22 protein-coding genes are annotated in these 26,180 nt (G+C 68.2%); 5 read left to right on the top strand and 17 right to left on the bottom strand.

What is annotated here, in order from left to right:
• Nucleotides 1-74: 74 nt before the first annotated feature.
• The 5 genes from DM816_RS01085 to DM816_RS01105 form a co-directional block, all read right to left on the bottom strand.
• Nucleotides 75-1,601, bottom strand: a complete 1,527-nt coding sequence (locus DM816_RS01085) for an ankyrin repeat domain-containing protein (protein WP_117208130.1) — start codon at nucleotides 1,599-1,601, stop codon at nucleotides 75-77.
• A 246-nt stretch (nucleotides 1,602-1,847) separates the two neighbouring features.
• On the bottom strand, nucleotides 1,848-2,669 hold the full coding sequence (locus DM816_RS01090) for a carbohydrate ABC transporter permease (protein WP_117208131.1): 822 nt from the start codon (nucleotides 2,667-2,669) through the stop codon (nucleotides 1,848-1,850).
• Entirely contained in the window at nucleotides 2,666-3,598 is a 933-nt protein-coding gene (locus tag DM816_RS01095; RefSeq protein WP_117208132.1) for a carbohydrate ABC transporter permease, read from the bottom strand. The genes DM816_RS01090 and DM816_RS01095 overlap by 4 nt, the downstream gene beginning before the upstream one ends.
• Nucleotides 3,579-4,871, bottom strand: a complete 1,293-nt coding sequence (locus DM816_RS01100) for an extracellular solute-binding protein (RefSeq protein WP_117208133.1) — start codon at nucleotides 4,869-4,871, stop codon at nucleotides 3,579-3,581. Before DM816_RS01100 ends, DM816_RS01095 begins: the two co-directional genes overlap by 20 nt.
• Nucleotides 4,872-4,984: 113 nt before the next feature.
• Entirely contained in the window at nucleotides 4,985-6,025 is a 1,041-nt protein-coding gene (locus tag DM816_RS01105; RefSeq protein ID WP_117208134.1) for a LacI family DNA-binding transcriptional regulator, read from the bottom strand.
• A gap of 184 nt (nucleotides 6,026-6,209) precedes the next feature.
• Between DM816_RS01105 and DM816_RS01110 the strand changes: the two genes are divergently transcribed.
• The 3 genes from DM816_RS01110 (at nucleotide 6,210) to DM816_RS01120 (ending at nucleotide 9,445) form a co-directional block, all read left to right on the top strand.
• Nucleotides 6,210-7,748 carry a glycoside hydrolase family 43 protein gene (locus DM816_RS01110; RefSeq protein WP_117208135.1) on the top strand — a complete coding sequence of 513 codons (1,539 nt, stop codon included), beginning with the start codon at nucleotides 6,210-6,212 and terminating at the stop codon, nucleotides 7,746-7,748.
• A complete protein-coding gene (locus DM816_RS01115) occupies nucleotides 7,745-8,569 on the top strand; it encodes a LacI family DNA-binding transcriptional regulator (RefSeq protein ID WP_117208136.1) in 825 nt (274 codons plus the stop codon). Before DM816_RS01110 ends, DM816_RS01115 begins: the two co-directional genes overlap by 4 nt.
• Nucleotides 8,570-8,713: 144 nt before the next feature.
• Nucleotides 8,714-9,445 carry a B3/B4 domain-containing protein gene (locus DM816_RS01120; protein ID WP_246001413.1) on the top strand — a complete coding sequence of 244 codons (732 nt, stop codon included), beginning with the start codon at nucleotides 8,714-8,716 and terminating at the stop codon, nucleotides 9,443-9,445.
• A 56-nt stretch (nucleotides 9,446-9,501) separates the two neighbouring features.
• Here DM816_RS01120 and DM816_RS01125 read toward each other — a convergent pair whose 3' ends face one another.
• Nucleotides 9,502-11,169 carry an endo-1,4-beta-xylanase gene (locus tag DM816_RS01125; RefSeq protein WP_117208137.1) on the bottom strand — a complete coding sequence of 556 codons (1,668 nt, stop codon included), beginning with the start codon at nucleotides 11,167-11,169 and terminating at the stop codon, nucleotides 9,502-9,504.
• Nucleotides 11,170-11,608: 439 nt separating this feature from the next.
• Here DM816_RS01125 and DM816_RS01130 point away from each other — a divergent pair, with 439 nt between their 5' ends.
• Nucleotides 11,609-12,589, top strand: coding sequence for an NsdA family TPR-like regulatory protein (locus DM816_RS01130; protein ID WP_483964153.1), 981 nt, complete (start codon nucleotides 11,609-11,611; stop codon nucleotides 12,587-12,589).
• Here the strand turns inward: DM816_RS01130 and DM816_RS43600 are convergent.
• The 10 genes from DM816_RS43600 to DM816_RS01175 all read right to left on the bottom strand — a co-directional run bounded on the left by DM816_RS43600 (nucleotide 12,578) and on the right by DM816_RS01175 (nucleotide 22,719).
• Nucleotides 12,578-12,862 carry a GDSL-type esterase/lipase family protein gene (locus DM816_RS43600; protein WP_211588504.1) on the bottom strand — a complete coding sequence of 95 codons (285 nt, stop codon included), beginning with the start codon at nucleotides 12,860-12,862 and terminating at the stop codon, nucleotides 12,578-12,580. The genes DM816_RS01130 and DM816_RS43600 overlap by 12 nt on opposite strands.
• 5 nt (nucleotides 12,863-12,867) lie before the next feature.
• The gene (locus DM816_RS01135) at nucleotides 12,868-13,560 is read right to left on the bottom strand and encodes a hypothetical protein (protein ID WP_211588505.1); all 693 of its coding nucleotides are present in this window, start codon (nucleotides 13,558-13,560) and stop codon (nucleotides 12,868-12,870) included.
• Between the two features lie 143 nt (nucleotides 13,561-13,703).
• Nucleotides 13,704-14,189 (bottom strand): hypothetical protein, encoded by a 486-nt coding sequence (locus DM816_RS01140; RefSeq protein WP_117208139.1) that lies wholly within the window; start codon nucleotides 14,187-14,189, stop codon nucleotides 13,704-13,706.
• Between the two features lie 192 nt (nucleotides 14,190-14,381).
• Nucleotides 14,382-15,284, bottom strand: coding sequence for an ROK family protein (locus DM816_RS01145; RefSeq protein WP_246001414.1), 903 nt, complete (start codon nucleotides 15,282-15,284; stop codon nucleotides 14,382-14,384).
• Nucleotides 15,281-16,744: an argininosuccinate lyase gene (locus tag DM816_RS01150; RefSeq protein WP_117208140.1), complete on the bottom strand. Its 1,464-nt coding sequence runs from the start codon at nucleotides 16,742-16,744 to the stop codon at nucleotides 15,281-15,283. The genes DM816_RS01145 and DM816_RS01150 overlap by 4 nt, the downstream gene beginning before the upstream one ends.
• Nucleotides 16,741-17,523 (bottom strand): creatininase family protein, encoded by a 783-nt coding sequence (locus DM816_RS01155; protein WP_117208141.1) that lies wholly within the window; start codon nucleotides 17,521-17,523, stop codon nucleotides 16,741-16,743. Before DM816_RS01155 ends, DM816_RS01150 begins: the two co-directional genes overlap by 4 nt.
• Entirely contained in the window at nucleotides 17,511-19,250 is a 1,740-nt protein-coding gene (locus tag DM816_RS01160; protein ID WP_117208142.1) for an ABC transporter permease, read from the bottom strand. Before DM816_RS01160 ends, DM816_RS01155 begins: the two co-directional genes overlap by 13 nt.
• The gene (locus tag DM816_RS01165; RefSeq protein WP_117208143.1) at nucleotides 19,247-20,320 is read right to left on the bottom strand and encodes an ABC transporter ATP-binding protein; all 1,074 of its coding nucleotides are present in this window, start codon (nucleotides 20,318-20,320) and stop codon (nucleotides 19,247-19,249) included. Before DM816_RS01165 ends, DM816_RS01160 begins: the two co-directional genes overlap by 4 nt.
• Before the next feature lie 171 nt (nucleotides 20,321-20,491).
• Nucleotides 20,492-21,547 carry an extracellular solute-binding protein gene (locus DM816_RS01170; protein WP_117208144.1) on the bottom strand — a complete coding sequence of 352 codons (1,056 nt, stop codon included), beginning with the start codon at nucleotides 21,545-21,547 and terminating at the stop codon, nucleotides 20,492-20,494.
• A 20-nt stretch (nucleotides 21,548-21,567) separates the two neighbouring features.
• Entirely contained in the window at nucleotides 21,568-22,719 is a 1,152-nt protein-coding gene (locus tag DM816_RS01175; protein WP_117208145.1) for an ROK family protein, read from the bottom strand.
• Nucleotides 22,720-23,153: 434 nt separating this feature from the next.
• Between DM816_RS01175 and DM816_RS01180 the strand changes: the two genes are divergently transcribed.
• A complete protein-coding gene (locus DM816_RS01180) occupies nucleotides 23,154-25,844 on the top strand; it encodes a sugar-binding protein (RefSeq protein WP_117208146.1) in 2,691 nt (896 codons plus the stop codon).
• Between the two features lie 140 nt (nucleotides 25,845-25,984).
• On the opposite strand, the gene DM816_RS42065 is transcribed toward DM816_RS01180, so the two are convergent.
• Nucleotides 25,985-26,134, bottom strand: a complete 150-nt coding sequence (locus tag DM816_RS42065) for a hypothetical protein (RefSeq protein WP_162906982.1) — start codon at nucleotides 26,132-26,134, stop codon at nucleotides 25,985-25,987.
• Nucleotides 26,135-26,180: the final 46 nt, after the last annotated feature.

Genomic DNA, 26,180 nt, shown 5'->3' on the forward strand with positions numbered 1-26,180 from the left:
TGTGCTCGGCGAGGATGTGGGCCGCGGTGCTGGTGCCTTCGGCGGCCACCGACTGATCTTTGCCCGCCTGACGGTTATCGGTTCACTGCCGTGACGGGTTCGAGCACAGCGGCGGTCGAGGGCTGGTGTAGGTGTCGGGCCCAATCCAGCGGGGTGGCGTCGAAGCGTTGGTCGCGCAGGTGAGGGTCCGCGCCCAGTTCCAGCAGCAGACGGGTGAGTGCGGCGTTGCCGTTTCCGGCGCTCTGGTGCAGTGCGGTCTCCCAAGGCTGTTCGACCGGGGCATCGCCGCGCCCGTAGGCGTTGACGTCGAAGCCGAGTTCAGTAAGCAGAGTGACGGTCGCGATGGGCGCCTGGGTCGCGGCCCACACGATGAGCCCGGGGCGGCTGCGGCGGGCTTCGGCCACAGCGTCGGGATGCGCGGCGACGATACGGTCCACTGTGGACCGATCGGCGCGGAACGCCGCGGCGATCAGCTCGCGCACCGGGTCGGGGCCCGGCGGCGCGGCGCCCTGCGCGACAAGGTAGTCCGCGATCCCGGTGTCGCCGTTGAGCAAGGCCAGCTCGACCGGCGTCCGGCCGTCGCCGGGACCCCACGCGGGCCCATCGTCTTCGAACGGCGAGCGGAAGTCGACGCCGTGTTCGGCCAGCAGCCGTACCCGCGCGGCCTGGTGGTGTTCGACGGCCCAGCGCAGCTGGACCCGCAGCATCCGCGCGGGCGTGGCGAGATCGGCGATCCGCCTCTTCCACGGCCCGCCGTCGCCGGCGCCGAGCCCGTAGTCGAACAGCAGCTCCAGGTGGGAGTTGTCCGGGTCGAACATCCGGTTGTAGAGGGTCTGTGCGTCGTTGGGATCGGCGCCCGCGTCAAGCAGCAGCCGGCCCAACGCTTGCCAGTGCGGGTGGTGGGGCTGGCGCCGCGTGCCGAGCTCGCCGTGGCCGAACACCCCGGTCAGCAACGTGAACGGCGATGGCAGGGCGTCGAACAGGTAGCCCTCGTCGGGGTCGGCACCCGCGTCGAGCAGCAGCCGGGCGACCGCCAATACATCCGCGGCGGGCACGGCCAGGTCGAATCGCGAGTAGACGAGGTAGTACAGCGGCCGCCAGCGAAACGGGCCACCCCGCTCGGTCGCCCGGCGCGGCTGCTCGGCGAGCAGCCGGCCGACGTCGTGTGGGCGGGCGGCGGCCGCAGCGGCCCAAATGTCCATTGTGGTCAGGTCGGGATGGGCAGCGAGCAGCTGCCTGGCCTGCGCCCAGCGCGCCGGACCGTCCTCACGGCTGTAGGTCAGGCATGCCAGGCGGCAGAACTCGTGCGCCGGGCCGGCCGCGGGAGCCGCGCCCAGGCCGGTGTCCCAGCCGTGCTCGGCAACGGTTTCCAGATATCGCGTGAGCCGGGGCCAGCTGGCAAACCCGTACTCGCGGGCGACGACCAACTGTGCCGCGCTGAGCCGCAAACCGCCGGTGTCGCCGGGCACGGCGCCCGGGTGGTGGCGGGCCAGCCGCGCGATGGCGTCGGGGTCGCCGGCCCGAACGGCCCGCTGCAGGGCACGCGCTTGCCGGCGAAAGCTGTCGAGGTGGGGACGGTCGGGCATGTCCAGGGTCGGCACGATGGCCTCCTCTCGTCTGCCTGATGTCCGCTCGTTCAGGCCGAAAGGAGAACGATGGTGGAGCGTGCTGCACCCGCCAGGTGGGCTGAGCCCATTTCCGCGGACCGGTGGCTCCCTGGCAGCCGTCGCCATCCTAACCCAGTCGCGGGCGCTATGGCAGCGTGCCGGGCGCGGGCCAGGTGCCGTCGATCAGGCGACGCAGCCGACGCAGTGGGTGATCTGGCCGCAGCAACCACGCGCAGGCGCTCAGCCCTTGCCAAGACCACTGGTGAGCCCGCTGATGAGGTGCCGCTCCGCGATCGCGTAGAACGCCAGCGACGGCACCATGGCCAGTGTCACGTATGCCAGAACCCGTGCCGTGTCAGTCGAATATTGAGTCTGGAACTGCCGCACGCCCAGGGGAAGAGTCCACCACTCCGAGTCGTTGAAGACAATCAGCGGTAGCAGGAAGTTGTTCCAGCTTCCCACGATCGCGAGCACCGACACGGTCGCGATGGCCGGGCGGGCCATCGGCAGCAGGATGCGCCAGAAGAAGCCGAACGGGCTGCACCCATCGAGCACCGCCGACTCCTCCACCTCGGCCGGGATGGACCGGAAGAAGCTGCGCAGGATGATGATGGTGACCGGCAGCCCGAACGCCGCCTGCGGCAGGATCACCCCGAGCGGGTTGTCGAGCAGCCCCATCGACCGGAGCAACACAAACAGCGGCAGGATCGCCACAGCGAACGGGAACATGAGCCCGACCGCGAAAAGCGTGAAAACCCCTTCCCTGCCCGGGAACGAGTACCGCGCGAACACAAACGCGGCCATCGCCGCGACGATGACGACGAGCGCCGTCGTCGCGAGCGCCACACCGAAGCTGTTGCCCATCTGGCGCCAGAACATCTCGGACCCGAGCACATCCGTGTAATTGCCGAGAATCCACGGATCGGGCAACCCGAACGGACTGTTGAACAGCTGCCCGTTGTCCTTGAACCCACCGAGCACGCCGAAAACGATGGGCACGACAATCGCGGCCCCGACCGCGATGCTCGTCAGATGCAGGGCTGTGGAGCGCACACGCCTCATCGCTGGTCTCCCATCGTGGTGATCGCGCCCTGCAGGTCCCGGCGCAACACGAATCGCTGATACAACAGTCCGAACAGGAGGCTCAGCAGGAAGATGACCATGCTGATCGCGCTGGCGTACCCGACGTGGAAGCGCTTGAAGCCCTCCTGGAACATGGTGATGGCCAGCGTTTCCGAGGCGCGGATGGGCCCGCCGCCGGTGAGCACCCACACCATGTCGAACAGCTGGATCGTGCCCAGGATGGACAGGAACACGCTCACCCGGATCGTCGGCCCGAGCAGCGGCAGTGTCACATAGCGAAAAGCGTGCCACGGACCGGCCCCGTCCAAGGCCGCCGCCTCGTGCAACTCGGCCGGAATGCCTTGGCGCCCGGCGAGATACAGGATCGTGTGGAACCCGAAGTACTTCCACGAGATGACCAGGAACACCGAATACATGACGGTCGACGTGTCGGCCAGCCAGACCGCGCCCAGGTCGCCCAGCCCGATCAGCCGGGTCACGTGGTTGGCCAGGCCCTGATTGGGCGAGAAGATCATCGTGAACAGGATCGCGGTGACGACCTCCGACAGCACATACGGCGCGAAGAAGAGCATGCGATACACCCGCCGCCCGCGCAGCGGCTGGTTGAGCAGCATGGCCAGGGCCAGCGCCACGGGCAGCTGGACCGCCACCGACAGCGCGATCAGCAGCAGCGTGCGTTCGAGGTCACCCAGGAAGATCTCGTCGGCGATCAGCCGGCGGAAGTTGTCCAGCCCGATGAAGTTGGTCGGGGTACCAAATCCATTCCAATTGAAGAAGCTGGCATAGGCCGCGACGACGATCGGCGTGAGCACCAGCAGCCCGAACATGACCAGTGCGGGCGCCAGAAACAGGATTATCGTGCGCCAATCGCGCCTGCGGCGGGGCGGCTCAGCCCCGCTTGGCCGCATCGGTGATGTCCTTGACGACCTTCTCCGGGCTGGCCTTGCCCGCCATCAGCTCGGCCACGCTGTCGTTGACCTGCTGCCCGACGGCGGGCGCATATGCCTGGTCGAGAAAGAGCTGGAACCCGGTGCCCTTCGCCAGCGCCTGGGACACCAGCTTCAGGTGGGGTTCGGTGACGGCGTCCTGCGCGGCCTTGACCACCGGCAGCAGCGCACCCGCCTTGGCGTAGGAGCGCACGTTTTCCGGCTGGGCAAGGAACTTCAGGAACTCGACCGCCTCGGCCGGCGCCTTGCGGCCCACGGCAAACCCGCCACCGCCGCCGAAGATGTCCGTGTTCGGGCCCTTGCCGCCGTCGACCGCGGGGAACGGGAAGAACCCGAGCTTGTCGCCCAGGCCCTGTTTGCCCTGCGACGATTCTTTTTGGACACCGGGCGCCCACTGGCCCATCAATTCCATGGCCGCCTTGCCGTTGCCCATCGTGGCCGCCTGACCGTCTGATGCGGAGTATCCGGCGGCGAGGAAGCCTGGCTGGAACGGTTGCAGGTCAACGAGTTCCTTCAGGCGTGTGCCGGCCGTGACGAAGTCGGGCTTGGTGAAGTCTTTGTCCTGTGCGGCCCGCTTGAGCGCGTCGACCCCGGCCACCCGCATGGCCAGATATGCCCAGTAGTAATGCCCCGGCCACTTTTCCTTGCCCGCCAACGCGATCGGGATGATGCCCGCGGCCTTGAGCTTGCGTACAGAATCGAGGAACTCGCTCCACGTCTGCGGCGGTGCGCTGATCCCGGCCGCAGCGAACAGCTCCTTGTTGTACCAGAACCCAACCATGCCGGTATCTATCGGTAGCGCATAGATTCTTTGATTTATCGTGTACGCGTCGAGAGCCGCAGGAATCAGGCTGTCCTTCAAGGGTGCGATGTCCTGCGTGATGTCCTTGGCCATGCCTGCCTCGGCCTGCTGGCCCAAGACGCCGCCACCCCACGTGTGGAAGATGTCCGGCGGGTCGCCCGCCTGGACGTTGGTGGTCAGCTTGGTCTTGAAGGCATCGTTCTCCAGCGGCGTGACCTCGAACTTGACGCCGGGACGGGCGGCCTCGAACTGCTGGGCCAGCGTCGCCCACTGCGATTTCATCGGATCGGTGTTGGCGATGTGCCACCACCTGATGGTCCCGCCGGAAGGGCCGGTGCTGCCGCCGTCGCCGCAGGCGCCAAGGGCTGCCGCGCCCATGCCCGCGCCGATCAGCCCCAGCAACGACCGCCGGTTGATGCGATTGGAGTCCATGGGATTGCGCCATCCCTCCATAGCTCATGGGCCACGGGCGCCGTCGAAAGTTTCGGGACTTGACTCGCAACTGTTGCGATTGCAGCGCACGTTACGGCCTCGTCGCGTCTCGGTCAAGGCTTGATCGGGGGCGCGGTGCTCTCCCGCACCACGAGCTCGGTCACGAGCTCCAACCGGTGCTGCGGCAGGGGATCGCCCTTCCGCAAGGTGATCACCATCGATGCGGCGGCCGCGGCCATCCGGCGCAGCGGCTGGCGGATCGTGGTCATCGCGGGGATCGCCCACTGCGCCGGGGGCAGGTCGTCGAAGCCGACCACGCTCACCTCCGTGGGCACGCGCAGCCCCGCCTCGTGCGCCGCCTGATAAACCCCGATGGCCTGCAAGTCGTTGCAGGCGAAGAAGGCCGTCGGCCGATCCTTGAGCTTCAACAGCTTGCGCCCCGCCGCGAGCCCGTCCTGCAGGTGAAAGTCGCCCTCGTAGACCAGCGCCGGGTCGACCGGCACCCCCGCGGCGTCCATCGCCGCGCGATAGCCGTCGAACCGCGCGCGGCTGGACAGCACGCCCGCCGGGCCGGTCACGATCGCGATCCGCCGGTGGCCGAGCTCCAGCAGATGGCGCGTCGCGGCCAGGCCGCCGTTCCAGTTCGTCGCCCCCACCGACGGGAACTGATGGTCGGGCTCGCCGGTCGGATCCACGAGCACGAACGGGATCCCGCGGCTGTGCAACTGCTCCCGCTGCCCACTGTCCAAACCGGAGAACACCGAGATGACCCCGGCCGGCCTGCGGCGCAGCACCCCCTCCACCCAACCCTTGCCGGGGGTGTGCCGGCCGCGCAGCTCCGAAAGCACCACCGAGAGCTGGTTGTCCCACGCGACCTGCTCGACTCCCTTGATGACCTCCATCGCGTAGGCGCCCTCCAGCTCGTGGAAGACCAGCTCGATGATGTCGGCGGAGGCGGCCCGCTTTTTCGGGCGGTGGAAGCCGTGCTGGCGAATCAAGGACTCCACCAGCGCGCGGGTCTCGGGTGCGACATCGACGCGGCCGTTGACCACCTTCGAAACGGTCGGCACCGACACGCCAGCCAGTTCTGCGATCTCCGTGATGGTTTTCGACCGGCGCCCGGCGGCGGTTGGCTCGGTCGTCGCGCTCGTCATGCGGTGGAGTGTAGCCAGCGTGCGGCCGCGGGTCGTCCAGCATTTCGATGGTTGTTTCGACGACCGGGGCGCGTGCAGCGCCCTTGACCGCGGAGCCGGCCGCGCCTAGCATCCAGGCGGTGACGATCGGAATTCGGCCCGAAACTTTCAGCGCATCCCTTCGCGACGGGCGGGCGGGCGGCCGATGACCCAGCCGACTGGACACCCCGGCTACGACAACCCGGTGATCCCCGGCTTCCACCCCGATCCCAGTGTCTGCCGCGTCGGCAGCGACTACTACCTGGTCACCTCCAGCTTCGAATACTTTCCCGGCGTCCCGCTGTTTCACAGCCGGGATCTGGTGCACTGGCGGCAGATCGGCAACGTGCTCGACCGGCCGACGCAACTGCCGCTGCCGGGCGACCTGCCCGCGTCTGCGGGCATCTACGCGCCGACGCTGCGCCATCACGACGGCCGGTTCTGGCTCATCACGACAAGCGCCGGCGGCGGCGGCAACTTCATCGTGTCCGCCGAGCGTCCCGAAGGGCCATGGTCGGATCCGGTGTGGGTGGACCTGCCCGGCATCGACCCCGACCTGGCTTGGGACGAGGACGCAAACTGCTACTGCGCCACGGCCGGGTGCCAGATCGCGCGCATCGACCACGTCACCGGCAAGGTGCTCGACGGGCCATCCCCCATCTGGTCGGGCACCGGGTTGCAGGCACCCGAGGCACCACACCTGTATCGCATCGACGACTGGTGGTATTTATTGATCGCCGAAGGGGGGACCGAGCGCGGCCACGGCGTTTCCATCGCCCGCGCCCGCCACCCGCTCGGCCCCTACGAGCCCGCGCCGCACAACCCGATCCTGACGCACCGCAGCACCAACCTGCCCATCCAGAGCACCGGGCACGCCGATCTGGTCCAGGCCGAGGACGGCAGCTGGTGGATGGTGCTGCTGGGCACGCGCCCGCGCGGCTACACCCCGGGCTTTCACGTGCTCGGGCGGGAGACGTTCCTGGCCCCGGTGTCGTGGGTGGACGGTTGGCCGACCGTGGCGACGGTCGAGCCACGACAGACCGCCGCGCCCGCCTGGCACCCGCTGCCCGCGCCCGCACCGCGCGACGACTTCGACGCCGATGCGCTTGCGCCCGAGTGGGTTTCGCCGCGTGCGCGGCCGGACGGGGCGTGGTCGCTGGGCGAACGGCCGGGGTGGCTCACCCTGCACGCGACCGGCGACACGCTGGACCGGCCCGGATACACCATGATCGCAAGACGCCAGCAGCACCACGACTGCCACGTCAGCGTGCTGCTCGACGCCGACGCGGGGCGCGGCGGGCTGAGCGTGCGGCTGGACGAGGCGCACCACTACGACCTGGAGGTCGGCGACGGCCTCGTGCGTGTCGTTGCCCGCATCGGCCCGCTGCGCCAGACCGTTGCCGAGCAAGCTTGTGAGGCAGGGCCCGTTGTTCTCACCATCGGCATGCGCACGCTCGACGTCCTGCCCCCGTCGGTGACGTCCGCCGATCAGGCAAACGCACCGACGGGAACCCTCGTCGGCGCGCCCGACACGATCAGCTTCGGGCTCCTCGCACCGGAACCGGCCGTGCTGGCCGAACTGGACGGGCGTTATCTGTCCACAGAGGTCGCTGTCGGCTTCACCGGGCGGGTCATCGGCATGTATGCCACGGCCGGCACCGTCCACTTTGACTGGTTCGAATACCGCGCCGCAGCCACTGCATGACCACAGGTCTGGTCGAGCTCATCCTCGACGCGTCCGCGGTACCGTGGACAACGGAAGTCATCGGCGGCATCCACGCGGCCGGCCTGTCCGCGATTGTGTCGCGTGCGGACCGGCGGCCGCAGTCGTTGCGCAGGCAACTGCGCAGCATCGGCCGCCGGCCCGCCGATGGTGTCATCATCGTCAATGCGAGGCACCAGCCGCTGGCGCACATCGACCTGTGGCGCCTCACCCTTCCGGCCGTCGTGGTCGACCTGGCGGGGGCACGGTCGTCGGGGTTTCCCACGATCGGCACGGCCAATTGGTCGGGCGCGCTACACGCCACCGATCATCTGATTCGCTTGGGGCACAAGCGGATCGGTTTCATCGGCGGACCGGCGCAACTGCTGTGCGACCAGGAGCGGCACAACGGGTACCGTGCCGCGCTCGAAGCCGCCGGGCTGGCCTTCGACGACGGGCTGGTGCGCCGGGACGGCGATGCCGACCACCCGACGGGCCTCGCCGAGGGTATGCGCCTGCTGGGCTTGCCCTTGCCGCCCACGGCCATCATCACCACCAGTGATCACGCCGCGTTCGGGGTGTACGAGGCGATCCGGCGGCGCGGGCTGCGGGTGGCCGATGACGTGAGCGTTGTGGGGTTCGATGACCTGCCGGCCGCGCTGCGGGCCTCGCCCCCGCTGACGACGACCCGGCAGCCGGTGCGCGACATGGCCGTGCTGGCGGCGCGCACACTGATGCGCAAGGAACATGTGGGCGCGTCGCGTGTCGAGGTGGCCACCGAGCTGCGAATCCGCCACAGCACGGGGCCGCCCGCGTTCGGTTGACGGGTGCCCGAACCACCGAGGTCGTCGGCTGAGCGGATCCTGCTGATCGTCTCCGGCCCAGGCCACGTGGCCGCCCGGGGGTCGCAGGAGCTCGCAATTACGCTACAGATGAACTGTCGCGTGTGGAACGCATACCGACGCCGAATGACTGAACCAGGAGTCGTGATGACCACGTTCCGGCTGAGCCTGCCGGTTGCCGAGGCCTTTCCCGGTACCCTCATCATTTTGGTGACCGCCGAAGGGTTACGCGGCACGGAGCCGTGGCCCGAGCCCGCCAAGGCCCTCGAAGAGATGGAGGCCGAGGTCGCGGCTGGGACATGGGCGCCGGCGGACGAGGACCACCGGCGCATCGCGTCGTGGCATGCCGCCTACCGCTCCTTCGGCACCAACCCGCGGCGCGAACGGCCGAGCGTCGACGCCCTCGCCCGCCGCCTCGCTCGCAAAGGTGCCCTGCCGCGCATCAACCCCGCCGTTGACACCTACAACACCGTGTCCGTGCGCTATGGCCTGCCCGCAGGCGCCTTCGACCTCGCCGCCGTCATCGGTGACATCCATATCCGGTACGCCGACGGAACCGAGGATTTCACCCCGCTCGGTGAACCCGACGTCATCGAGCACCCGAAGCCAGGCGAGATCATCTATACCGACGACGCCTCGGTGCTCACCCGCCACTGGAACCACCGCGACGCACACCGCACCCGTGTCAGCGAGCACTCGCGGCACGTCACCTTCATCATGGAGACCGTCGAATCCGCGCGGGACAAGGAGGCACTGTCCCACGCCGCGCATCGGCTCAGCGGCTGGCTCACACCGCACGCCGACCGGGTGACGACCCAATACCTCAGCCCGCAAAGCCCGCAGGCACGGATAGCTTGAGCGCCGGCGGCCTGGTGGGCGCGGCCGGGTCGGCTCACCCGGTCGCGCCCGCCGAATCAGGCGATGGTGCAGTTGGTGCCGTTGAGCGCGAACGCGGTCGGGTTGGGATTGCCACCCGAGAACGTGCCGTTGAAGCCGAAGCTCTGCGTGCCTCCGTTGGCCCCGATGGAGCCGTTGTAAGAGGCGTTGGTGGCGGTCACGGTTGCGGCCGGTTGGGTGTAGCTCGCGTTCCACATGTAGGACACGCGTTGCCCGTTGCCGAATGTCCACACCAGACTCCACCCGTTGATGGCCGTTGGTCCGGTGTTGGTGATGCTCACCTCGGCCGTGAAGCCGCCACCGCCGCCCCAGTTCGACGCGCGGTAGGCGACGCGGCACGATCCGCCGGCGCTTGGCAGCGTGGTGAACGTGACTGCGCCGGACGTGGCCGAGAGGTTGTTGGCGGCGTCGCGGGCGCGCACCACAATCTGGTATTGCGTATTGGGGGTCAAGCCGGTCAATGTCGTGCTGTTGGCGTTCGATTGCGTCAGAAGGGTGTCGGTGGTGCCTTGGCGGCGATAGATGTTATACCCGGCGACGCCGACATTGTCGGTCGAGGCCGTCCACATGAGACTCGCCGTCGATGACGTGATCCCGGAAGCGCTTGGGGTGCCCGGAGTTGAGGGCGGGGTGGTGTCGGGTGTGGCGCCGAGCGCGTTGGCGATCGCATGATATGCGGGCTTCTTGTTGAAGTTTTCGTCGTACGGCAACGCGGCGCCCTGACCGGGAAAGACCGACGGGATCCACGAGTATTTGTCGGTGTAGTCCCACACGGTGATGCCGACACAGCGGGTCACCGCGAGGCAGGCGTTGACCACGCGGCGGTAGTCGTCGGCCTGCTGCATGTCCTTGGCCGTGTCGCGCGGCAGATTCATCCGGATGTCGAGCTCGGTGATGGCGACATCGAGGCCGAGATCGGCGAACCGCTGGATGTTTTGCTGAAGGCTTGAGGGCACCTGGCCCAAGATCAGATGCGCCTGCATGCCCACGCCGTCGATCGGGATGCCCTGCTGCAGAAACGATCGGACCATGTTGTAGACCGCGTCGCTCTTGGCGTTGATGCCCTCGATGTTGTAATCGTTGTAGTACAGCTTGGCCCCGGGATCGGCGGCGCGTGCGGCCCGGAAGGCCTCGGCGATGTAGCTGTCGCCGATCTTCTGCTGGAACACGGTCTGCCGCCGGGTGCCGTTCTCCTCGAAGGCCTCGTTCACGACATCCCAGTGGATGACCTTGCCCCGGAAGTGGGTTGCCTCGTGGGTGATGTGATTGCGCATCACGCCGAGCAGCTCGTTGTTGGGGACGCTGTTGACCCAGCTGGGCAACTGGTTGTGCCAGACAAGCGTGTGCCCGCGCACGAGCTGGCCGTTGGACTGTGCGAGGTTCACAATCGTGTCGGCCTGCGAGTAGTTGAACTGGCCCCGTGCCGGCTCGGTGTATTGCCATTTCATCGTGTTGCCGACCGTGATCTGTCCGAACTCGGTGGTGAGGATCTGCACGTACGGTGCGTCGGACAGCTCCGGATTGTCGGTCGCGGACCCAAAGAACTTGCCCTTGGCTGCGGCGAGCGCGCCCAGCGAGCCGGGCGCGGGGTCGGCCATGGCGGGGGCGCCGCCCAGGCCGGCCGCGATCAGCAGGAGGCCGGCGGCAAGCGCACAGGCGCGGCCGAATTGCCGTTGTGGTGACATGTGTTTCCTCGACTCTCGATGGCATGAACGGGTACCGGAGGCGCGCCGTGCCCGAAGGCGCGCTGGGGCAAGGGCCTTCCCCGTAACACTCCGCAGCGCTACGCCGGGGAAGCCCCAAGCCGGCTTGCAGGCTCCCGAAAATTTCGGTCGAGTTCCCGAATATCTAGGCTGGAACTCTAGGCCGCCCCCGCTCCACCGGTCAAGCCTTCGCCCCCTGAGCTGGCCGTATCATCGCGCTCTGCGGCCCAAATCGACCCCGATCGTTTCGAAGATCGTTCGGAAATGAGCCGCCGACTTTACCCGCGCCGGGTCTGACGCCTATGTTATCTATGTGGTCGACCACCGAGACGTAGCCAACCACCATCCCCTGGCTCACGTGCGTCAACAGCGGGGCTGGACGCTGGCCGATGTCGCCCGGATCGTGGCGCGCCGTTCCGTGGTGGAGTCGGCATCGTTTGACCGTAGGGGTTTCCTCGTCGTTTCAGGCGAGCTGTTGGCTACGGCTGCTGGGGCGTCACCGCGGACAGTGCCGGAACCAGTGTTATCAGCGGTTGACGGCCGCCATGCCGGATCGGAAATGTTGGCTGCGATGCGAGCGAGGCTCGAAAAGCTGTGGCATCTTGACGATCTGCTCGGCGGCGGACCGTGCTTTGCCGCCGCGGGCTCAGACCTGCGCCTGGTGATCAGCGTGCTCGGCCGTGCCGGCTATAGCGGCACGACCGAGGCTGGGCTGTACTCGGTGGCCGCGTCCATCGCCCGGTTCGCTGGCTTCGCCGCATTTGACACCGGACTACACGCTGCAGCTCAACGGTTTTGGCATGCCGGGCTGCGAGCCGCACACATCGCCGGCGATCGGGGTGAGGCGGTCTACATCCTGTCCAACCTTGCCCTGCAAGACATATACGTCAACCATGCGCGTACTGCTCTGGACATTCTCGAGGCCGCGCGCTCCAGCGTGGACAGTGCACATAAGACGGTGCTTGCCATGCTGGATTGCTGGCAAGCGCGTGCCCACGCCGTCCGTGGCGAGAGGCGGCAGGCAGCGGCACTACTCAATCGGGCGGACGACCAGTACGACAGGCGCAGCGAGGGCGACGACCCACCATGGATCTATTGGATGCCGCAGCCGTCTCAGACCGCCGAAGCGGGGACCGCGATGCGAGAGATCGGGCAGTTGACGCAAGCCCAACGCATGCTCACCGAAGGCTTACAGAGCCTGCCGAGCGATGCCGCACGCGAACGCAACCTCTACCTGGTCCAGTTGGCCGAGACGCATTTGGACGCCGGAGAGCCGGAACAGGCTGTCGCCACAGCGCGTCAAGCACTCCAGGCAATCCCAGCAGTCGAATCGGCAAGGATCAGAGAACACATGGACGCGCTCCTGCACCGCCTCCCCGGTGAGAGGGTTTCACCAGACTAGTTGGTGCAGGTTCACGGCGTCGGCCATGGCCTGGCAGCCGGCGTCGTTGGGGTGCAGGTGGTCGCCGCTGTCGTACGCGGGCTGCAGTGTGAATGGGTCGTCCGGCATCGCGGTGGCCGCGGCGAAGTCGAACACGCCGTCGAATGCGCCACTGGTGCGGATCCAGTTGTTGACCGCGCTCCAGGTGGCCCTCCGCTGCGGGGTGTCGACGAACGAGCCGCCGAACGGGGTCAGCGTCGCGCCGTAGATTCGCAGCCCGCGCGCCCGGGTCAAGGCGATCACCTGTTGCCGGTGGTGGCCGAGGTGTCGGTGATGGAGTCGCCCAGCGCGATGACGGTGCCGACCACCCGGGTCGGAGCCTGCACGTCTATCCCGTCGATGAGCAACCAGCACGGCAGGTCGGTGAAGCCGCTTCCGGTCGGGGATGCCGCCGCGTCGCCGTTGGCGATGAAGTTGCCCTGGGCGGTGAAGGGATGCATCGTCACCGGGCCCGTGGGTCCGGGCACGAAAACGCTGACAAGCAGCGTCGACAGGGGCGCCACGGTCAGCTGGACCGGGTCGCTCAGCGCGCGCCCGCCGGCCGCGAGCGTGACATCCTTGCGGCCGCCGAAGGTCAGCGACCGGAGCGTGCCGGGCGCGACGTCCGCATTGGATGCCTGTACCGCGACGGTCGCATGCGCGACCCGGATCGACCGCTGCCCGAACGTGTTGGTCAGCCGAACCCGCACCCTGTCCCCGCCGGCGCTGACGAAGGCGACGTTGCGCACGGTCTGGTCGGTCAGGCCGGTACCGGCCGGGCAGCCCGGATTCCACGGGATGGGCACCCCGACGACCGGGCCGGCCGCCCAGGCCGTCACCCAGTTGCCGGGGCGAGCGCGGTCATCCGCCTGGGCCGGAGCACCGGCGGGCGCCGATGAGGGAGCGGCCAGCGCTACGGCAACGACTACACCAGCGATGAACAAGCGGCGCATGCCCACTCCCCACGACTCCATCGATGCATCTAATAATCGCTATCCTAGACGAGCCGCCGTGTGCCGTCATGGGGCCGGACGGCGGCAAGACAGGTCGTGCGCCGTCGAACGTGGACCTAAGTTCATGATCAACCAGAAAGAGGTCAGGGCCAGTAGAGGGAGAGGATTTGTTGGGTGATGTTCACCTGGCGGCAGCCGAGTTGCGTGGTCGCGTAGCCGGTTGAGGCCATGACGCACAGGTTGTGCGGGCCGGGGAAGATGAACTGGCCCGGGTTCTCGGGATCGATGGACGGTCCTATCTCGACACCACTGGCGTCGTCGCGCGTGCTGAGGTTGAACCCGTGGGCACCGACGTCGGCGCGATACAGGTTGGCCCATTGCATGCCGAACAGGTATCCGCCATGCGGGTTGGGCATCAGGTAGAGCCAGACGTTGACCGGCTGGCCCGGGTTGCCGGGGTTGACGGCCCAGCCGACGACGTCGAGGTGTCCGTCCGGCGCGGTCCCGATGACGTCGACGGCGCCATAGGGCGCGGAAGCCACGGCCGGCGTGGCGGGGCCGAGGGTAACCCCGGTGGTCACGAGGACCGCGGCAACGACAGTGGCGGCGATCCGGCGCGGTGTTCTCATGCGCGGGACTCCTTCCGGGCGACGGGCTATGGGCGCCGGGCGACGGCGATGGACGATGGGATGGCGACGCCGGCAGAAAGAGTGTCGTCAGGCGGCGCCAGCGAAGTCAACCATTTCCATTTGCAGATTAGTTGCAGCCGCCGGATGGGCCGCGAAAGCGCAGCACTGCGCTTGGAAAGCCAGGCGAGGAGCCTACGTGGCGGTCGCGGCCAGGGTGAGCGAGCCGAGCAGGGCGGCGTCCTGGGCGAAGGCGGACAGCACGATCTCGGGCGGGTTCGGGAGGGCACGCGAGAGGCGGTCCGTGAGCAGCCGGCGGATCAGGTCGTTGCGGGCCACACCACCCACCAACACGAGCCGCTGCGGGTCCAGCAGGAGGCAGCAGGTCGTGACATGCTGGGCCAGAGCCTCCACTCTGGACACCAGCTCATCCCGCACCCGGCCCGAGGCCAGTGCGGCCTCGCCGATCCCGGCCGCGCCGCCCGCAACGCCGAGCGACTCGGCCAGCTCGTCCAAAGCACGGCCCGAGAACTCCCGCTCCAGCAACGGTTGCGGCGACGCGGGCCAGTCGCGGCCCGTGACGGCGTAGGCGATTTCGCCCGCCGCGCCGTGCCGTCCCGCCACCACCGCGCCGTTGACCGTGATGGCCGCCGCGACGCCCGTCCCGAGCCCGACCACCAGCCCCGGATCCGCGTCACGCAACGCGCCGTGGTGCAGTTCGGCCAACGCCGCCGCGTTGAGGTCGTTGGACACGCGCACCCGCGCAACGCCCAGATGCGTGCGCACCGCCTCGGCCAGCCGCAGACCTTCCCACCCCGGCACATTGGGCGCCAGGTCTATGCCGTCGTCGCGGATGACGCCGGGCGAGGCGATCCCGGCGGCGTGCAGGGTGCCGCCGGTCTCGGTGATGAGCTTCTGTGCGACGTCCAGCGCGCGCGCCAGCGCCTGCCGCGCGCCCTTGGCCGCCAGAGTCGGCAGTCGTTGTGAGATGAGCAGCTGCCCGCCCGCATCGCCGATTCCGATTGCCATTTTGGTACCGCCGAAGTCGATGCCGAGCAGGCGGCGATCACTGTCATCGGCCGTGGAACTCAAGCTCACCGAGCGGCCCTCTCCGCGACCGCGCCGGCCAGCTTCGCCTCCGCGCGCTGTAGCCGCTCGCGCAGAGCGGCCACGCGCACGGCCGAGCCCTCCAGCGCGGACCGCAGCCGCTTCACCTGAGCCCGCACCGCGTCTTCGCCCGGCCCGTCGGCCTGCCTGCGCCGCAACACCAGCTCCGGCCGGACCGCCGCCGCGATGAGATCTCGCACCGCGGCGTCCGTCAGTTCGCCCGCCACGCCAACGGCTTCCGCCGCCGATCGCACGCCCTCCTCCGTCCACGTCGAAGGTGCGCCGCCCCGAATCAGCCTGCCTACCACCGAATGCGCGCCGCGGAACGGCACGCCATGCCGCGCCAGCGCGTCAGCCGCGGCCGTCGTGGTCGCGCCCGACGCCACGATCGCCTCGCCCGTGGGCGGGCGCAGCGGCTCCAGCCGCACGAACAGCCCGCTCAGCAAGGCGAAGAACCGCCGCGCCCGATCGTTGCTCTCCCACAACCGCATCTGCACGTCGGTCGTCGCGTTATTGGAGTCCTCCCACCAGGCCGCGCCCACGTTGTTGAGCACCGACGCGGCATCCGCCGCGGCCGCGCCCGCCATCGACACCAGATGCTCCAGCACGACCGGGTTGCGCTTCTGCGGCATGATGCTGCTGCCCTGGGTGAACTCCTCGGGCGTCACGACCCACTCCCAGCTGAGCCAGTCCATCAGCGTGCGGGCCACACGCGCCCCGGTGGCCAGCGCCTGCGCGTTGAGCGCACCGTTGCGCGCCAGGTGGTCGGCCCCCGCCACCGCCTCATACGAATTGACGATCACCTCGTCGAACCCGAGCAGCTCGGCCAGCCTCCCGGAAGCGATGTCCAGATCCGTGCCGGCGAACGCGCACGACCCCAGCGGCGACCGGTTCATCTCCTCCAGCATTGCGGCATAGGCCATCGCCTGCCCCGTCAGAGCCTCCGCGTATCCCGCCAGCACATGACCCATGCTCGTCGGCTGCGCCGGCCGCCGGTGCGTGTATCCAATCACGACGACATCGGCATGGCGATCCGCCCGATCCAGCAGCGTCGTCCCGGCGCTCACCAGTTCGTCGAACACCGCCAACAACTGTGCGCGCAACACCATCCGGAACACCCCGGCGTCCAGATCGTTGCGGCTGCGCGCGAGCTGCACGTTGAGCTGTGCCGTGGTGATGCCCGCCGCCTCGGCGAGCCGCCGCTCAAGCGTGTAGTACACGTCCTCGACCGACCCGTCGTAGACGAACTCCTCGGGCCGATCGCCTTCGAGCGCCAGCAACCCGCGCAGCATCTGGGCGGCCGACTCGGCGGGGATCAGCGCCTGCTCGGCGAGCATGACCACGTGCGCCTTGCTCGCATGCACCATCGGGCCATACAGATAAGCCGCGTGATGGTCGAACACCGGCCGCAAGTGGTGCTGCTGATAGATGGTCAGTGATGTCTCGGTCATGGCCTCCCCTTCGCATTACCGTTCCATGTGTGCAGGAGTTCGCGCAGCCGCACCGCTGCCAGCTCTCGCACGCGCGCCGCGGCGGCGGGAGTGACCAGCGAGGGGTGACCGGACCAGCCCTGCCAAGGGTCCGGATTGGACTCGACGAGCACATACGGATGCGCGGTCGCCAGCTTGGGCTTGGGCGGCAGATCCGAAACAGCACCCAAATGCACGGCCTCCGAGTCGAACGCCAGCGCCGCCGCCGTCTCATACGCGCCGCCGTGCCCCCGCGACGGGAGCTCACCGAAGATCTCCGTGGTCTCCTTCGGCGTGATGAGCTGAAACCAGTTGGCCAGCAATAGACTGCACCGCTGCCGCCCCGACACCCACTCCATCGCCGACCGCACCGTGGACATATTCGCATCGTGTCCGTTCACGACCAGCACCCGCGGAAAGCCCGACGCCACAATGCCTTCCAGCACATCGCACATGTATGCCAGCGCGACCTCCGGCCGCACGCCGATCGTGCCGGGCCAATGCCGCGTCTGTCCCGGCACCGCCGTGTAGGCGACGGCCGGATACAACACGGCCCTGAACCCGTCCACTTCGGACGCGAACCCGTCCGCGAGAATCAGGTCGGTCCCGAGCGGCAAGTGCGGCCCGTGCCATTCGACCGCGCCGACCGGCAGCACCGCGAAGTCTGCCGCGCCCGCGACCCGGTCGAGCTCGTGGCCCGGAACCCGGGTCGCGGGCAGCGACCCACCCCCCACAATCCAGGCGGAAATCAGTTCGTCCATTGCTCAGCCCGCCTCCCGCCGCGCTCCAGCCGGCCGGAGAACCACATCACCACAAAGATCAGCACAACCTGAAGCATGCCGTATGCGGCGGCCGTCCCGATCTCAAACGAGTACATCCGGTTATTGATGGCCACCGAAATCGGCACGGTCGACGACGTGTAGATGAGGACCGATGCCACGAACTCGCCCACGCCGTGCACGAACGCCAGCAGCGCACCCACGATGACGCCAGGCAGCATGAGCCGCACGGTGATGGTGACGAACGCGCGCCCCCACGACGCGCCGAGGTTGCGCGCCGCCTCCTCCAGCGACGGGTCGACCAGCGCCAGCGACGCCGAGCTCGCCCGGAACACCAACGGCAGGAAGCGCACGAAATAGGCCAGCGGCAGGATCCAGAACGTCCCGATCAGGGCCTGCCCGAAGCTGAAGGCCGTCCCCGTGCTGAAGGCAGAGATGAGATTGATTGCCACTACGGTACCGGGCAGAGCCCAAGCGATCATGACGGCCACATCGAGCAGTCCCCGCCCCACGAACTTCAGCCTTCGCACCGCATAGGCGATGAGCACCCCGACCACCACGCACCCGGCCGTCGCGAGCAAACTCATCTTGAGCGAGTTGAGGATCGGCTCGAACGCCTTGGGCTCGCTGAAAATCGTCTCGAAGTTCTCGACCGTGTACTTCGACGGGATGACCTCCGTGGTCCACGACCCGTCGGCGGAGAACGCCACCAGCGCGATCGTCGCCACCGGCGCCAGCAGCACGACCGACGCGAGCACCGACGCGATCGGCGCGAGGACGCGCCCGATCGGGTTGCTGATCTCCCGCCGCTGGGTCGAGATCCCCTTGGACTGCGACATGTAGCTGCGCCGTCCCTCGTACCATCGCATAAGAAGCAAGAACAGGATGGAGACCAGGCCGAGCACCGACGCGTAGGTGGAGGCCATCGGCAGATCCCCGTTGGTACGGTTGATATAGATCTGCATCGTCATGGTCTGGTCGACGCCGAACAGCAGCGGCGCGGTGTAGCTCGCCAGCGACGTCATAAACACCAGCAGCGAGGCCGAAACCAGCGCGGGCGTCAGCATGGGCAGCAACACGGTGCGCCACACGCGAATCCGCCCGGCCCCCAGATTGTAGGCGGCCTCCTCAATGGACGGGTCCATCCCCGCGAGCGCCGCCGACGTGGCCAGGTAGAAGAACGGATACATCGTGAACGTGTGCACCACGAGCACGCCCGCGATGTCGTCGAACGCGAGCACGGGTTTCTCGGCCCCGAACACCTGCTGCAGCCAGCGCGGCAGAATCCCTATCTCGCTGTACAGCAACTGAAACGAGATGGCGCCAATCAACGGTGGCAACGCGGCGGGCACGAGAATGAACGCCTCGATGAGCCCGCGCCCGCGAAACGAGAACCGCTTCAACAGGAATGCCATTGCCACGCCGACGACCCCGCACAGCAGCACGCTCGCCAGCGAGATGCCCAGCGACGTGATGAGCGACGTGCGCGCGACACCCGACGACGACAGGAATTGCGCGTAGTTGACCGTCCCGTCCTCGCTCACGCTCTCGACGAATGTGGCCAGCATCGGCTGCACCACATAGCCCCACAGGATGAGCGCCAGCGGCAGGACGAGCAGGTAGGGGAACCACACGGATCCGGCTCCGCCGCGCAGCCGCTCGGCAAGGCTCAGACGGCGGGCCGAGACGGTGGTCGACGCAACGCTCACGGCTTGACCACCCACAGCCGGTCCGCATTGAACCGCAGCCCCGCCCGATCGCCGATGGCCACATTGGACGGCGCGTCCACGGCCGCGACCATCAACTCGTTGCCATCCACGTCAACGGTCAAATGCGTGGCCATCCCCGTGAACTCCACCCCAGTCACGCGCGCCTGGACCACACCATCACCTTCGGCGCTCGCCAGCACGATGTGCTCGGGCCGGGCCGAAACCCACGCCGTGTCACCCTCGCTGAGGCCATGTCCCTCGGGCGCGCCCGCCGCGACCGTCGCCCCACCCGGCAGCCGCACCGCAACCCGTTGCGCCTCAGCCGAAACCACGGGCAGCGACAGCACGTTGCTGCGGCCGATGAACCGGGCCACAAAGGCGTTGGCGGGCTTGCCATAGACCTCCTGCGGCGTGCCGATCTGCTGCACCCGCCCGGATTGCATGACCGCGATCCGGTCGGACATCGCCATGGCCTCCGCCTGATCGTGCGTCACGTAGATGGCGGTCGTACCCGCCTCCCGCTGGATCCGCCTGATCTCCATGCGCGTCTCCTCGCGCAGCTTGGCGTCCAGATTGGACAACGGCTCGTCGAGCAGGAGCAGGCGCGGGCGGATCACCAGCGCACGGGCCAGCGCCACCCGCTGCTGCTGCCCGCCCGACAGCGCGTCGATCCGGCGCGACCCGTATCCGTCCAGATGCACCTCTGCCAGTGCTTCGCCGACACGCCTGGCCGACTCGGCGCGCGACACCCGCCGCACCCTCAGTCCGTAGGCGACGTTCTGCGCCACCGTCATATGCGGGAACAGCGCGTAATTCTGAAACACCATGCCGGTGTCGCGCTTGTTCGGTGCCAGCCGGGTCACGTCCTGCTCGCCGAAGTGGATGTGCCCGGCCGTGGGGAAGTAGAAGCCCGCAACCATGCGCAGGGTGGTGGTCTTGCCGCATCCGCTCGGCCCGAGCAGGGTGAAGAACTCCCCCGCCCCGATGGTGAGGCTGACGTCGTCGACCGCGGCCGCGTCCCCGCCCCGGGCGAAGCGCTTGCTCACCGAGCTCAGTTTGACGTCAATCATGCTCTCCCCTTCTCAAGCCGATCATGAACTTCAGTCCACGTTCGACGGCGTGTCGTGACACCAACCTCATGGTCAACACCGGTGGCCCGGCCGGGCCGCCGCGATGCGGTGCGGCAGCCCGCCGCCGGGGCGCGCTGCCCGGCTCCGGTCCAGCGCGCCCGTCAAGGCCCGTCAGCCCTTGTTCTTGATGTTGGCGTTCCAGTGGTTGATCCAGGCGGTCTCGTTCTTGCCCACCACGTCCCAGTTGACGTTCATCGGCTTGAGGTTGAGCTTGGACAGCCACTCCGGCTGCTGCTGGATCGGGATGGCCGGGATCTGGAAGTAGTCCTTGGCCAGGCTGGCCCGCAGGGTACCGTCGAAAAGGAATTCAAGGAAAAGTTTGGCCCCGGTGGTGTTGCCGCCCTTGATCATCGCCACGCCGTCCACCAGGATCGGTGCGCCGGAGGCTGGCATGACATAGCCGAAGGGCATCTTCGCCTGGCCCTCGGCCTGCAGCAGGATGTCCTGCAGGTTCCAGGCGCTGAGCACGCCCTGGCCGCGCGCCATCTTCACGTAGAGGTCGGTCGGATTGGCCGCGTATTCGACGGTGTTGGCGTCGAGCTTGCGCAGCCAGTCATAGCCGGGCTGCGGGTTGCTGCCGTCGGCCGAGAACCGCTGGATCATCGAGGCGTAGATGGACCGCATGGTGCCGGACGCGGGCACGTCGCGGATGATCACCTTGTCCTTCCACTTTGGATCGATCAGGTCGTCCCAGTCCTTCGGCGCCTGGTCGGCCGGGACGAGTTTGTTGTTGTACATGATGACTTCCGGGAGCAGGATCTCGCCGAACCAGCGGCCCTGCGCGTCCCTGTAGCGGGCGTCCATCTGCCCGGCGAAGGCCGGCTGCCACGCCTCCAACAGGCCCTCGTTGGCGCCTGCCGTCAAACCCTGCTGCGTGCCGCCCCACCAGACGGAGCCCTGCGGGTTGCTCTTCTCGGCGCGGGTGCGCTCCAGCACCTCCTGCGCGCCCATGTTGAGCACCTCCACCTTGCCCTTGTACTCCGGGTATTTGGCGGTGAACTGCTCCACGACGTAGTCGGTGACCTTCTTGTCGCGGGCGCTGTAGATGACAAACTTCTGTGCTTGTGTACCGCTTCCGGCCGGCGCGGGATCGCCCGATCCGCCGCATGCCGCTAAGCCGGCCGTGACCATCGCGCCTAACGCGATGAGAGCCAGGCGACGTTTCATTGTCGTGCCTCCAAAGGTTTTCAAGGGATGGAAGGGAGACGCACCGCCGCCGACAGGGCATAGCTGATCGCGCCGTGCAACACCGCTTGGTCGCCGAGAACGGCCCGCCGGACCTCGGTCGCGGCCGGGGCCTTCGCCGAGACCAGATCCTGCATTCGCGCCAGCGCCGCGTCGTCGAGCTGCGCCGCCGCACCGCTGAGCAACACCCGGCCCGGGTCGACGACGCAGGCGCAGGAGATGATGAGCCGGGCCCACGCGCCGAGCACCTCGTCGAGGTAGGCGCGGGCCGCGACGGAGGACTCGGCCAGCCGGACCAACTCGCTGACCGGTGACTCAGGACGGCGGCCGGGGTGCAGTGCCACCACCCGTTCTGCGATCGCGTTGGCCGACCACATGGCCTCGAACGGCCCGACGCCGCTGTAGGCCCGGTCGGTGAACCCGTCCAGCGGGAGGAAGCCGACCTCGCCGGCCGCACCGCTCGCACCCCGGCGCACCTTGCCGTCGAGCACGAGCCCCGCGCCGATGCCGTCGGCCACGTGCAGCAGCAACAGGTCGTCGACGTCTTTGCCGGCCCCGGCGACGCGCTCCCCCGCGGCCATCAGGTTGACGTCGTTGTCCACGATCACGGGCACGCCCAGCTCGTGTTGCACGGACTGGCCGATCGGACGGGCCTCGACCAGGCCGACGGACGGGGCCAGGCGCACCGCGCCGTCGACGGAGACGCCGGGCACCGCGATGGCCACGCCGCGCAGCGACGGGCGGGCGTCATCGACGAGTTCGAGCACGAACTGGCACACGGTCTCGACCATGTCGCCCGCGAGCCGGGCCGTGCGGTGCGCGATCACCGCGCCGTTGCTGTCGGCGATCTCGCACGTGATCCGGGGCGGCTCAAGGGAAACGGCCGCGACGAGTTCGGCGCGCGGGTTGAACTCGAGCATCGCGCGCGGGCGGCCCGTGGTGTTGGTGCCCGAGCCGGGGCCGCGCTCGATGAGGTAGCCCTCGGCGACGAGGTCTCGCACCAGGGCAGTGAGCGTCGCCGGAGGCAGCCCGGTCAGCTCGGCGAGGTCCGCCCGGGACAGCACCCGGGCCTCCCTGGCCGCCGAAATCACCGACAGGCGCTTGATTTCACGCGACCGCTCCCGGCTGACCGGGCTGGTCGGCGTCTTCTCCATGACAATCACCGTTTCTTCCTACTATGAAGAAAATGCTTGGTCAAGTAACGAATGGATCTCGGTAGAACCTAGCCGATGGCGCGCGGTGCACCTTCTTCGCCGATCGGTCCACGGTTGTCCGAAAGCCGGTCAAGCCAAGGCCACTCGGCCGCTCGCCTCGCGCCGCATTGGACAGACAGTAGTGAGACCCGACGGCGAAGGCAAATGCCTACGCGAGGCCGCAAGGTGGGCAAAAACCCCGCCAATTTTTTCGATAAGGAAGAAAGTCGGCTCGAGCTATTGACGTCGCTCCGCGAAGATCCCTAGTGTTCGGCAGCGAAGGTCCTTCCAGAGCTGACGCGAATCGCGATGGCCACCCACGCACACTGCGCCGACCGGCCAGGCGCGCCCCTTAATTACTAGAGAGAATTAATCTACCGAAGAGGTATGCCTACATGAGATGGGCCACCATGACCGCGCTCGCGATGTGCGGTCTGCTGCTGACCACCGGGTTAGGACAACCGGTAGGCGCAAAGGACAACACGGCCGTCGACCTGGACATCATGTTCATCGGCGCGCACCCGGACGACGAAGCCGGCCAGCTCGGCATGTTCGGATACTGGAACGAGTACCACCACATGAAGGCGGGCGTCATCACGATGACCCGCGGCGAGGGCGGCGGCAACGCGGTCGGCCTCGAAGAGGGCCCGGCCCTGGGCATCCTGCGCGAGGCCGAGGAGCGGCGCGCCGTCAAGTGGGCCGGCATCGACCACATCTACAACCTCGACGCGCTCGATTTCTATTACACCGCAAGCGCTCCGCTGTCCGAGAAGATCTGGGGCTACCACAACTCGCTGTCGCGCATCGTGCGCGTGTTGCGCACGACGCGGCCCGAGGTCATCGTCACCATGGACCCGTCGGCCACTCAGGGCAACCACGGCAACCACCAGGAGGCCGCGATGCTCGCGGTCGAGGCGTTCTACGCCGCGGCCGACCCCAACGCGTTCCCGGAGCAGCTGAGCAAGGAGGGCCTCAAGACGTTCCGTCCGGGGCGCCTGTTCCAGATCGGCGGCGGTGGTGCCGGCGCGCCCGGCCAGGCGTGCGAGACCGCGCCGTTCACACCGGCTCAACCCACCAATGTGGTCTTCGGGACGTGGGCGGGCTACGAGTCCGCCCGCCACAACGGCACCCGCTGGAACCAGGTCAACGTGTGGGCCCGGCGGGAATACGCCAGCCAGGGCTGGGCGGGCACGCCCGACGCGCAGCCCGACCCCGCGCAGATCGGCTGCACCCGGATCACGCTGCTCGACAGCCGCACACCCTACCCGGACCCGCGAGTCGGCGGCACCGCCGCGCTGCAGGGCACCAACATCCGGGCGCAGGGCGGCCTGCCGCTGGGCACCGAACTGCACCTGCGGTCCGAGTGGAATGTGCTCGGCGGGGTCCCGTTTGAGGTCAAGGCACACGTGCGGGCTGAGCACACCTTGCCGGGTGCCAAGGTGTCGCTGGAGGTTCCGGCCGGCTGGACCGTGCAGGGCAACGGCGACCTGGGCACCATCCCGGGCAACGGGAGGGAGAAGGTGGCCACGTTCACCGTCACCGCACCGCAGAATATCGTTGCGGGCGAACGGTTCCGGCTCAAGGCGCACATGACGACGCCGCGGGACGGGTCGGGCACCAACTCGACGCTCGTGCAGGCGACCGCGCCGGTGCGCGGAACGCTGGAGCCGCTCCCCGAGATCGGGCTGTTCCGCCAATGGACCGAGCGCAACAACGTGCAGGCGCTCGACGCTCTGATCGCCTCTATGATGAGCATTTCCAGTGGGGGTACCAGATCCGTCCGCGTCGACCTGACAAACCACAGTCAGCAGACCCAGTCGGGCACGGTCAAACTGAACCTCCCCGCCGGGTTCGCGGCGGCGCAGGCCCAGCAGTCGTACAGCGGACTCGCCCCCGGAGCGCGCACGTCGGTCACGTTCACCGTGACCAACACGGACGCCAGCCTGCCCACGGCCAACCGCGCGCCCAACGACGGCGCGTATCCGGTGCAGATCGAGACCAGCTACACCGGGGGCAGCGCCACCGAGCGGGGCGTGTTCAACCTCGTGCCCGTGACGACGATCCCCAAGACGGGCACCGCACCGATCGTGGACGGCACGGCGGGCGCGGGTGAATACACCGGCCCGGTGATCGACATCTCCACCAGGTGGGAGGGCACGCCGGCACCGGCGAGCGACATCTCCGGCACGGCGCAGCTCACGTGGACCGACGAGGCCCTGTACGTCATCTTGAACATCACCGATGACGTGCTTGGTACCGTGTTGCCGCCCAACGACTGCAAACGGCCACGGCGCAACGACAACGTGGAGTTCGGCATCGACCCGCGTGGTGGCTCCCCCAACACGTCGACCGTCTTCAACGCGGCGCTGTTCCCGATCACGCGCGACGCGGCCAACGGCAACCCGCCGTGCTTCGCCCGCGAACGCGACAACCACCAGGGCGGCCCGGCAACCGCGCCCGGGATGCAGATCGCCTCCGTGGTGACGAGCAACCCGTACACCGGTTACCGGATCGAGGCGAAGATTCCGTTCAGCGTGCTGCCGGACACCATCGACCCGGCCGCCATGGGCATGAACATCCTGGTGAACGACTCCGACACGCAGGATCTGACCGGCCAGACCCGGGTGGGCTGGTCCACCTGGGCCGGTGTGCGGGCCGATCCGTGGCGTTGGGGCGTGGCACGGGTGGACGGCTACCCGGTCAAGCCGCCTGCGCCGAAGGAGCCCATCATTCCGGACACCGCGGCTCTAAGCGTGAACTCGCCGCAGACCATCCTGCAGTCCACTTCGGACGGCTTGGCGCCGGGCGGATACACCAAACTGCCTGACGGCACCATCGAGGTCGATGACGTGTCCACACGGGACGGTCGGGTCGCGTTCGAACTCGAAGCGGAACGGGCCGGCACCGCACGGGTGTTCATCTGGGACGGCACGAGGGTCGTGGCCAATACGGTGGTCGAGTTCGGCGGTGACGGTGAGCGCGATGTCGTGCTGCCGCTGTCGGCCGCCCTGCCCACGGGCGCGACGCTGCTGGTGTCATTTCAGTCCGGCGACGCCACCGCCGCAGCGGGTCACCGCCTGAGCTGAACATCCGCAACACCAAGGGGACCGGTCTCACCCACCGGTCCCCTTGCTTTATTGGACAGCCGGCCATCGGTGGCGCGTCAAAGATGCGCCACCGTGGGCGCGGTGTGGGCCGGACCTCACTGTGGCGATGCCGGGCAGCGTCACGTCCAGCACGGCCAGATCGGGCCGATGCCTGCCCGCCATCCGCACCGCTTCGTGGCCGCAGCCCACGGCGACCACCTACAACCCGCCGCGCGCAGCCTGTCGGCCAGCAGCTCGCGCAGATCCGGTTCGTCTTCCACCACCAGCAACCGGTACAGGCCAGACAGCGTGCGGCCCGAAGCTAAGCGCGACCTG

The sequence above is a fragment of the Allorhizocola rhizosphaerae genome (assembly GCF_003426775.1).
GTDB lineage: Bacteria > Actinomycetota > Actinomycetes > Mycobacteriales > Micromonosporaceae > Allorhizocola > Allorhizocola rhizosphaerae.